This is a genomic window from Photobacterium sp. OFAV2-7 (assembly GCF_022347985.1).
Taxonomy (GTDB): Bacteria; Pseudomonadota; Gammaproteobacteria; order Enterobacterales; family Vibrionaceae; genus Photobacterium.
In genome coordinates, this window is record NZ_JAKRFQ010000073.1 from 1 (window position 1) to 10,786 (window position 10,786).

Here is a 10,786-nt window from a genome sequence, read left to right on the forward strand (position 1 = left end):
CGCCATACCATCGTAATTCCCTGATTGATAAACTAAACATTCGTCCATGGCAGCAAACCATCCTGACACAATCCTCCTTACACACTGATGATCGGTGTGTTTTGAGTCGCAAATTTATAAATCTGCCCAACTTTCTAATCATAATGCGGGCTTAGTGCCTAGCTTTATTTCTGTGATTGATAAAAATAAGTGCTCAACGACTTAACTCCCACACGGACAACCTGTATTGACCCAAACTGAACGGTTAGACAATTTCTATCAACGCATCCTTGAGCAATGGGGGAAGGCCCATGGACTTCGTACAGTCTGCGAACTCACCTGCCGAAACCTAAGCGAAAGCTTCTCTGCCTACCGAGCCCAGCTGGTCGTTGCCTACAAGTCGCAATGGAAAATTCTTCTCGAAATGAATGACACCGGGATACACTACCAATTCCCGCCCGTCGACATCTCTGACCGTAACAGTATTCCATTCTTCCAGGTAACCAGGGCTATTCGTCAACGCACGCCCAAAGTTGAACTACGTGACGGCTACACGCGCTTATGCCTGCCGCTGGAGCGACGTTCCCATATCATCGGCTGCCTTATCGTCGACTTTCCGGAGCATCCAATCATCGAAGGCAGTGAATTCACTTTCCTCGCCGCCCTCATGGCCTCTGAGCTCGATGCCTGTCTGCTGAGCGAAAGTATTCAAGATGAACATGACGGTCGCCGCTCTGCTGAGCGTGAACTGCAGATCAGCCAACAGGAACAGCAGCTGCTCAAAGAGCAGCTCCAGGCTCTGCACGATATTTCATTCAAGCTCTGGCGCGCCGGCTCCATGGATAATATGCTTTTTACCGCCGTCGAAGAGGCAAAAAAGCTGCTGCTCATCGACCGCATGGCTATCTTTCTGTTCAAAGGGAAGAACCGCATGCAAGGCACGTACGGCACAGATATTCACGGCAAGACGGTGAACGAGCATTATTTCGAGGAAGAAATACCGGATCTATGGTTTACCAAAATTAACAAAGATTACCGGCGCAAAGAGTACCTGGCCATTGAAGAAAATACGCCGCTTTTCCATGAACTTAAGCAGGTTGGTTTTGGTTGGAGCGCCTATATATCGCTATGGGACGAAGACACCCCGGTTGGCTGGATTGCCTGTGACAACCTATTAACCGGTACTCCACTCCATAACTATCATCAGCAACTGCTAAAACAATTTGGCTTCATCGTTTCACAACATCTGGTTCGCCGTCAGGCAGAAGAAAACCTGATCAATCTGAACAAAGAGCTTGAGCAGCGGGTATCCGACCGTACCGCCGAGCTGGAGAAGGTAAACCGAAAATTAGAGAAGATCTCCCGGCTTGATCCGCTCACCTCGGTGTCCAACCGCCGGGTCTTCGATAGAAGAATTAACGAAGAGTGGCGTCGCGCCGAACGCCACCAGCTTCCGCTTTCCCTGCTGATCATTGATGTCGACCTGTTTAAGGCCTATAACGACAGCTACGGTCACGCCGCTGGCGACCAATGCCTGAAAATCATTGCCAACACCCTGGCAACACAGGAAAAGCGAGCCGGAGCCCTCTTTGCACGCTACGGCGGGGAAGAATTTGTACTGCTGCTTCCGGGCCAGGACAAAAGTGCGGCCCGTTACGCCGCCCAACGTGCCATCCATGCTATACGTGAGCTGCAGCTGCCCCGCAGCCAGGGGGTCAGCAGCGCACCAGATATAGTTACCATCAGCATAGGGATCAGCACGACAGTTCCTTCGGTGCAGAGTTCCCCCGGCGAGTTTTTCAAACAGGCCGATGGGGCGCTATATGAAGCCAAATCACTGGGCCGCAACCAGTATTACGAACATACTTAGTCGGCTTTCTTTCTTGGCTTACGTTTCGCACCCGCCCGGCTGCTACCGGCCTTGGTGCCAGTTCGGCCTCCTCCTTTGCTGCTTTTACTGTAACGCCGTTTCTTGCCGCCTTTAAAAGGCTCCGGCGATTTCAGCTCTCGCAAACTCGGGGGGATCTCGCTATGTTTCACTTTCTCCATGATCTGCTGGACCCTCTCCTGCAGTGCATCCATAAACGGCTGATAGGCACATTTCTTCTCCGCCATATCCTGCAACTGGTGCTCCCAGTGCGCCGTCATATCCGGATAGGTTGACTCATCGGGAAGCGCATAAACAAGTCCTCGGCCAGCCTCGGTGGCATGAATGCTCTTGCCCTGCCGTGTTAATAACTGACGTTTGAACAAAATATCGAGGATCCCGGCACGGGTGGCCTCGGTCCCCAACCCGTCGGTATCACGGAGGATTTTTTTCAGTGACGGATCTGATACGAACCGGGCGATACCTGTCATTGCCTGCAGCAATGTCGCTTCGGTAAACGCTTTAGGCGGTTCTGTCATTTTGTCCTTTATCTCACCGTCCTGGCAAGTCAGTACCGTGCCTTTTTCTAACGGTGGGACCTTATCGGCCAGGTCCTGTTCACTTGTCAAGTCCTCTCGTCCCAGCAACTCTCGCCAACCCGCACTCATTAGCTGGCGTCCTTTGGCCACAAATATCCCGCCCGCAATGGTAAAGACAAGTTTTGCCTCACTATAGACAGCGGCTGGATAAAACTGCATCAGGTACTGTCTGGCGATAAGCTGATAGATTTTATTCTCTCCGGCGCTCAGCGCATTGCTGTTAACGGCCTTGGGGGTCGGGATGATTGCATGGTGGGCATCCACCTTCTTATCGTTCCATGCCTTGGATTTTTGTGAAGTATTGGCACCGTCAACGGCCGAGCTAAGCTCTGCGGCAGTCTTGGCTATGGCCTGACATACCTCATCCGCCTGCCTGAAGTGATCCAGTGGCAGATACCGGCAATCTGAACGCGGATAAGTGATAACTTTGTGCTTTTCATAGAGCGACTGACAGGTTGCCAAGACATCGGCCGCACTCATACCGAATCGCTTGGCGGCATCGATCTGCAGGGCCGACAGTGAATACGGCAAAGGCGCAGACTGGCGCGTTTCCTTACGTTCTGATTCGGTCACCTCTGCAGGGTGGCCCTTTATTCGGTTAACGACGTTTTCACACAGCTTCCTGTTCAGTACCCGTCCGTCTGCATCCTGCCACGGCTTGCAAGCCTCACTGGGTATCCAGCGGGCGCGGATCATATTGTCCTGATAGGGGATCAGGGCAAACAACTCATAAAATGGCTTGGGTACAAAGTTGGCAATTTCATCATCCCGTCGCGTTACCAGCCCCAATACGGGAGTCTGGACCCGGCCAACCGATAATACGCCCCGGTATCCCCCTTTCTGCCCCAGCAAGGTATAGGCACGAGTCATATTCATACCATACAGCCAGTCCGCCCGCGAACGGGCCAGCGCCGAAACCGACAGCGGAATAAAGTCGCGGTTGCTTCGCATCTTGCCCAACGCCCGCTTCACGGCCGCCGGGTTTAGATCGGAAATCAGCAAACGTTGCATGCTGGCCTTTTTGCTCGCAGCAAGCTTGATATAGTCAATCACCTCATCGACCAGCAGCTGCCCTTCCCTATCCGGGTCACCAGCATGGACAACCTCGGTAGCCTGCTTGGCCAACTTGCGGACAACGCTCAGCTGTTGCCTGGCCGTCTTCCTCGGCACCAGCTGCCATTGCTGCGGCACAATCGGCAAATCGGCCATGTTCCACTTCTTGTATTTTTCGTCATAGGCATCGGGTTCGACCTGCTCGAGCAGGTGACCGATACACCACGTCACAATATCGCCATTTCCGACTTCGATATAACCGTTGTTGTTTTTATGGGGGCGCGGCAATACCGCAGCGATAGCTCGGCCTAAGCTTGGTTTTTCAGCAATATATAGACGGGTCATGAAAATTGTTGGCTAGTTCTTAGTAACACGAACTATAGAGAAAAGCAGAATAAAGGACAAGAAAACACTGGATATAAATACAGGGCGAGAAGCGAGAAGCGAGAAGCGAGAACAGTGTCCCCGCTCCTCATCGTATGTTTACGCTGTTTTATCTGCCAACCAGGCTTTTACATCATCGTATTCACCGCGGAAGACAATACGATCGGCTTTTTTACTGAGCTGGTAGGTATACATAGGATCGTAGTACTGCTCCAGCAAGGGCTTGAGCCAGCCTTCATGGCCGTCCAGCGAGCCCGAGCTTTGCATCAAGCGAACCGCGTCTTGCTGCACCTGTAGCAGCTGCTCATAACGCTCTAGGCCGAGGCGCTTGCGAATACTGAACATACCACGCTCCAAATACTCGGCGAAACGTGTCCAGCCCAACTCTTCACCATAGTGAGCAACAAAGTCTCGCTGCATCCGCACGACATAGTCATCCAGCAAGCGAGCCAGACGCACATCAAGCGGATCGTCAACAATTGCAATCGGTGCCTGTTGCATCGCGGTATTTATTGGCAAAGGCACACTAACTGAACCGATAATTTTCCCTTCGTCTTCAAGAACAAACTGGTTGATACCAAGCGCCTGTTTTTTCAGCATTGACACAGCCAGTACATTCTCAAAATCAATCTGGGTTCGCTGCTCGGTCACATATCGCCCGAACGAGGAGCCTCGGTGATTGGCAGCCCCTTCCAGATCCAGACCGTTTTCCAGTTCGTTGACCATAATAGTCTTGCCACAGCCGGTGTTACCGCCAATCAGGGTCATCGGCTGCTGGGCAACCTGCTCGATGGTATCAATCAGAAAACGTCGAAGCGCTTTGTAGCCGCCAACAACTCGCGGATACTCAATACCCGCCTCTTTCAGCCACTGCTGGGTGATCTGGGAGCGCAAGCCACCACGGAAGCAGTAGAGATAACCATCGGGATTCGCTTCACAAAACGCTTTCCACTGGGCAATACGTTCAGCTTTAATATCACCGTGAACCAGTTTATGGCCAAGCGCAATCGCTGCCTCCTGGCCTTGTTCTTTAAAACAGGTCCCGACAGCCTGACGCTCGCTATCTTGCATTAGCGGTCGGTTTACCGACGTCGGAAAAGCACCTTGATCAAATTCAACCGGGGCACGCAGGTCCATTAACGGGGTATCATTGACAAATAACTGTCGGAAATCTTCACAATTCGGACGTGACATTAACAAATCTCAATCAGGGTAGTATCACCATCAGCCGGCAGCAATTCACCAATTGCGTTTAGCTCAATGCCGTGGCGCTCGGCAACGGCCTGAACGTCGGCCTCGGCTTCCGGGCTCACCGCCAGCAGCAGGCCGCCAGATGTTTGCGGATCGCACAGCAACGCTTTTTGCTGCTCGCTCATGTTACCCAGACGATGGCCGTAGCTATCAAAGTTACGCCCCGTTCCACCCGGTACACAACCTTGCTCGATATAATCAAACACACCCGGCAGATGCGGGATCTGATCAAACCATACTTTTGCCTTTAGCTCGCTGCCTTCGCAAATTTCGTTCAGGTGGCCCATCAGACCAAAGCCGGTCACATCCGTCATGGCTTTAACGCCTGCCACATCGGCAAAATCTGCACCTGGCTTATTCAGTTTACACATCCAGTCACGCGCAAGGCCCTGGTGGTGCTCAGCCAGCTTGGATTTTTTCTCGGCCGTGGTCAGTACACCGATCCCCAGCGGCTTCGTCAGATACAGCTTGCATCCGGCTTCGGCCTGGTTATTACGCTTCACGCGATCGGTATCGACAATACCTGTAACAGCAAGACCAAAGATAGGCTCTGGTGCATCAATAGAGTGTCCGCCAGCCAGGGAAATCCCTGCCTCACGACATACCGAACGACCACCTTCGATCACCTGCTGGGCAATCTCTGGAGCCAGCACATTGACCGGCCAGCCAAGAATAGCGATTGCCATGATCGGCTTGCCGCCCATCGCATAGATATCACTGATGGCATTCGTAGCGGCAATGCGGCCAAAATCGAATGGGTTATCGACAATCGGCATGAAGAAATCAGTAGTACTGATCACCGAACTGCCATTGCCAAGATCATAAACGGCAGCATCATCCTTGCTTTCATTTCCCACCAGCAAGTTAGGATCCGAGAATGGGGCGAGTTGAGTTCGGAGAATAGTATCAAGAACTTGAGGGGATATTTTACAGCCGCATCCTGCGCCGTGGCTGTATTGTGTAAGGCGGACATTTTCCATGACACGCTCCGGAATAATGACAAGAGCAGAGAATTCTACTCCGGAGGCTAAACCGTGTCACCACTCTGGATCAATAAAGAGGGAAACTGGTGGAATATCAGCTTCCCGGTGGCCCTTTCAGGCTGTCTACATCAAGAGCAAAATCGAGATGAATACTAGAGATATTCGACAAACTGGTCCAAATCACGTTCAGACACTTTGGCTTCTCGGCACCCCGGCGTACCGATATATAAAAATCCGACAATCATATCGTCACCCTGTACACCCAATGCTTCACGGACAACCGGGTGATAGGCCCATTTACCAGTGCGCCAGAAACCTGAATAACCCTGCGCGACCGCCGCCATCTGCATTGCCTGAGCCGCACAGCCCGCCGACAGGTGCTGCTCAATCACCGGCACCTTCTCGTGCTCAGTGACTTTCGCTACCACAGTAATCACCATCGGGGCACGTAACGGCGCTTTAGCCGCTTTTTCAATGGTCGCCTCATCGGCGCCATCCGCTTTTGCCGCTTCTACCAGAATATCTGCCAGCTTGTTCAAGCCTTCGCCATGGGAAACTATAAATCGCCAAGGTGTCAGCGCAGCATGGTCCGGAGCACGCAGGCCAGCCCGAAAGATATTTTCCAGCACCTCACCCTGCGGAGCCGGCTCCATCAGCTTTGGCAACGAGCGACGATTTAACAATAACGATAGAGCATCCATAACAACCTCATGATGATAATAATTATTGTTTTACAATATCATAAATTCCACGTAGTAAAACCGCAGTAATATTATGGAAATGACAGGAAAAGTGCCCCTCTCCATTTTCAAGGGGAGGCAGGGAAGGGATTAGCAGCCAGCCCCCGAACATCATGGCACTGGCTACTTAGCGAGTTGACTTTGTTATAGTTTCGCGGCCAGCTCGATACCCTGGCGGATCACCCGCTTGGCATCAACTTCCCCGGCTACATCAGCACCACCAATAACATGCACATTGACATTCATTGCCCTTAACTTGTCAGACAGCACTTCCACCGAGGTTTGACCTGCACAAAGCACGATATTGTCGACATCCAGCAGGCGAGACTGACCTTCAACCGTAATATGCAGTCCCTGATCATCAATCTTGTCATAGCTGACGCCGCTTAGCAGCTCCACACCGCGCTTTTCCAGCACCTTGCGGTGGATCCACCCAGTAGTACGCCCCGGCCCTTTACCAACTTTGCCCGGTTTGCGCTGCATCAGCCATACCTGACGCTGACTCACATACTCCTCGTGCGGGTACAAACCACCAGCATGCTCAATCGACTTGTCGACCCCCCAGTCCTGAAGCCAGCTATCGAGGTCCTGATTTTCCGGCTCGGTCAGCATGGTCGAGACATCGACGCCAATACCACCAGCACCAATTACCGCCACTTTTTGGCCAAGCTGCACCTTATCCCGGATCAACGTCTGATAATCGATCACTTTTTCATGCTCAACACCCGGGATCTTCGGATTTCGCGGCTGAACCCCGGTTGCAACAATCACTTCGTCATAGCCTTTAAGCTCATCGGCATCGACAGGATGGCTGAGCATGACATTAACGCCTGTTTGCTCCAGGCGTCGGGTAAAGTAGCGAATGGTTTCCTTAAACTCTTCCTTGCCCGGGATTTGCATTGCCAGATTAAACTGGCCACCGACATGATCGTTCTTCTCAAACAGATCAACCTCGAAGCCGCGTTCAGCCGCTGCGACGGCAGTTGCCATCCCGGCCGGTCCGGCGCCAACTATTGCCACACGCCGCTTGCTGGCCGATGGTGTCAGTACCAACTCGGTTTCGTAACAGGCCTGCGGGTTAACCAGACAACTCGCTCGCTTACCGACAAACACATGATCCAGGCACGCCTGATTACAGCCAATACAGGTATTGATATCGTCGGCACGATCCTGCTCTGCTTTGACCACAAAATCCGGGTCGGCAAGAAACGGTCTTGCCATCGACACCATATCCGCCTGCTGTGAGGACAATATATCTTCGGCAACCTGGGGAGTGTTGATCCGGTTACAGGTCACCAGCGGAATATTGACTTCACTCTTCAGCTTCTCGGTCACCCAGGTAAATGCCGCACGCGGAACCTGGGTCGCAATGGTCGGCACCCGAGCCTCGTGCCAGCCGATACCAGTATTTAGAATTGTCACCCCGGCAGCTTCAAGCTCCTTCGCCAACTGGACCACTTCTTCATGGGTACTGCCCTGCTCGACCAAATCCAGCATCGACAGGCGGAAAACAATAATGAAGTCTCGTCCGACACGCTTGCGAACCGCCTTTACCACCTCAATCGGAAAACGAATACGGTTTTCATAACTTCCGCCCCATTCATCATAGCGATGGTTGGAACGCTTACAGATAAACTGGTTAATCAGGTATCCTTCCGAGCCCATGAGCTCAACACCGTCATAACCCGCTTCGCGCGCAAGCTCTGAACTACGCGCAAAAGCCTCGATTGTCTTGTTGATCTGGCGCGTGCTCATCTTGCTCGGGGTAAACTTTGAAATTGGCGCGCGAATGGCCGAAGCACTCACGGCAAACGGGTGCATCGCATAGCGGCCGGCATGCAAAAGCTGCAGGGCTATCTTGCCGCCTTCTTCATGAACAGCATCGGTGATAACCCTGTGGGCCCGGGCAGCGCGCGCCGAACTGAACTCGGCACTCAGTGGATGCAGCCTGCCACGGAAATTTGGCGAAAAACCGCCAGTGACAATCAACCCGACCCCACCTCGAGCTCGGGCTGCATAAAACGCAGAAAGTTTCTTGAAGCCGTCTCGCGACTCTTCAAGGCCAGTGTGCATAGATCCCATTAACACACGGTTACGTAACTGAGTGAAACCAAGATCTAGGGGCGCTAACAAATGAGGGTAAGATTTATCGTCCATGGCTTCCATTCTTTTGTTGTTATGGTCTGACCAGTATATTAACTGCTCAAACTTTTATCAAACACTTGTTTACATTATTACAACACTCCTCTCTACATGTGATAACTCATAACCCCGGGATCTAAGCTGATCTTTCCTTACAGCAAGCTCTAAAGCACGCAATACTTAAGGGAAGGAATACATTGTAAACAAGGATTATTACTGTAATTCCTTGTTTACTAAGTTAGGATAGAAATAATACCGATCGCATCATCAGGAACGTTCATGAAAGTGGTACTCAAAGGAATTGGAAAACTATTCCGAGCTATCTGGAAACTGATCAGTTTCACCCGGCAGCTGATACTTAATCTGATTTTTTTATTTGTTATCGGCCTGCTTTTCTTCGCATTTAACCAGAGCGGAGAGCAACCGGCACTACCCAAAGAAGCCGCATTGGTGCTGGATTTGTCTGGCCCGATTGTCGAGCAGCGCACCTACATTAACCCGATTGACCAGTTGGCCAGCAATGCTCTGGGCCATCCGCCCGTGCAGGAAAATGTCCTGTTCGATATTGTTGATACTATCCGCGCCGCTTCGACTGACAACCGCATTACGGGCTTAGTACTGAACTTAAAAGGGATGGCCGAGACCAACCTGACTAAGCTGCGCTACATCGCCAAGGCCGTCGAGGAGTTCAAGCAGGCAGGTAAGCCTGTCTATGCAGTGGGTGATAACTACAAACAGAGCCAGTACTACCTCTCCAGCTATGCAGACAAAGTCTTCATGTCACCCGATGGCGGCGTGTTACTGACAGGCTACGGCAGTTATACCCTGTACTACAGAAGCCTGCTCGAGAAGCTGGACGTCAATACCCATGTATTTAGGGTCGGCACCTATAAATCTTTCGTTGAACCCTATACCCGAGACGGTATGTCAGCACAGGCACGCGAAGCCAATACAGTATGGCTAAACCAGCTATGGGGCGCGTACACAGCGGATGTTGCCAAGAATCGCCACATCGACGCTGCTGCCCTGACGCCGGAACTTAACCAGTTCGTCAAGCAGCTCAAGGCGGTGAACGGCGATTTTGCCAAACTGAGCCTGGAAATGGGACTGGTTGACGAGCTCATCAACCGCCCGCTGCTAAACCAAAAACTGATTGAACAGTTTGGTAGTGACGGTGAAAACAGCTTTAACCAGATCAGCTACTACGACTACCAGCCAACGCTATTTAGTAACGACCTACCGAGCCCGAACCAAGTTGCCGTGGTAGTAGCCAGCGGGGCAATTGTCGATGGCAAGCAGCGTCAAGGCACTGTCGGCGGTGACTCAACAGCGGCACTGCTACGTGAAGCTCGCCTGGATGACGACGTCAAAGCCGTTATTCTGCGCGTCGACAGCCCGGGCGGCAGCGCCTTCGCCTCGGAGGTGATCCGCAGTGAAGTCGACGCCCTGAAACTGGCCGGAAAACCGGTTGTCGTTTCAATGTCCAGCCTGGCAGCTTCGGGCGGTTACTGGATCTCATCCAGTGCCGACAAGATCCTGGCCCAGCCTACCACTATCACCGGCTCTATCGGGATCTTTGCCATCCTGACAACCTTCGAGAAAGGGCTGGAAAAAATGGGTGTATACAGTGACGGAGTTGGTACCACACCATTCTCTGGTGTCGGTGTGACCCGTGAGCTGCCTAAAGGCGTGGCCGAAGTCTTCCAGCTCGGAGTCGAGCATGGCTACCAGCGCTTTATCGGCCTTGTCAGCCAGCATCGCAATATGTCACTGGCACAGGCCGAGATC

The 10,786-nt window shown here is 52.2% G+C and carries 7 protein-coding genes; 2 read left to right on the forward strand and 5 right to left on the reverse strand.

All coding sequences use genetic code 11. The annotated features are described in order from the left end of the window. Positions 1-226 precede the first annotated feature (226 nt). Entirely contained in the window at positions 227-1,849 is a 1,623-nt protein-coding gene (locus tag MHN01_RS07015; protein ID WP_239410664.1) for a GGDEF domain-containing protein, read from the forward strand. Here MHN01_RS07015 and MHN01_RS07020 read toward each other — a convergent pair. The 5 genes from MHN01_RS07020 to MHN01_RS07040 all read right to left on the reverse strand — a co-directional run bounded on the left by MHN01_RS07020 (position 1,846) and on the right by MHN01_RS07040 (position 9,013). After that, entirely contained in the window at positions 1,846-3,843 is a 1,998-nt protein-coding gene (locus tag MHN01_RS07020; RefSeq protein ID WP_239410665.1) for a DNA topoisomerase III, read from the reverse strand. The two genes, MHN01_RS07015 and MHN01_RS07020, sit on opposite strands and share 4 nt — an antisense overlap. A 138-nt stretch (positions 3,844-3,981) precedes the next feature. Then, positions 3,982-5,076, reverse strand: a complete 1,095-nt coding sequence (mnmH, locus tag MHN01_RS07025; protein WP_239410666.1) for a tRNA 2-selenouridine(34) synthase MnmH — start codon at positions 5,074-5,076, stop codon at positions 3,982-3,984. Further along, positions 5,076-6,113 carry a selenide, water dikinase SelD gene (selD, locus tag MHN01_RS07030; protein WP_239410667.1) on the reverse strand — a complete coding sequence of 346 codons (1,038 nt, stop codon included), beginning with the start codon at positions 6,111-6,113 and terminating at the stop codon, positions 5,076-5,078. Before selD ends, mnmH begins: the two co-directional genes overlap by 1 nt. 155 nt (positions 6,114-6,268) lie before the next feature. Next, entirely contained in the window at positions 6,269-6,817 is a 549-nt protein-coding gene (locus MHN01_RS07035; protein WP_239410668.1) for an NAD(P)H nitroreductase, read from the reverse strand. A 183-nt stretch (positions 6,818-7,000) separates the two neighbouring features. Next, the gene (locus MHN01_RS07040) at positions 7,001-9,013 is read right to left on the reverse strand and encodes an NADPH-dependent 2,4-dienoyl-CoA reductase (RefSeq protein ID WP_239410669.1); all 2,013 of its coding nucleotides are present in this window, start codon (positions 9,011-9,013) and stop codon (positions 7,001-7,003) included. Between the two features lie 264 nt (positions 9,014-9,277). On the opposite strand from MHN01_RS07040, the gene sppA reads away from it, so the two are divergent. Beyond that, positions 9,278-10,786: signal peptide peptidase SppA (gene sppA, locus MHN01_RS07045; RefSeq protein ID WP_239410670.1), on the forward strand; the 1,509-nt coding region annotated here is incomplete at its 3' end.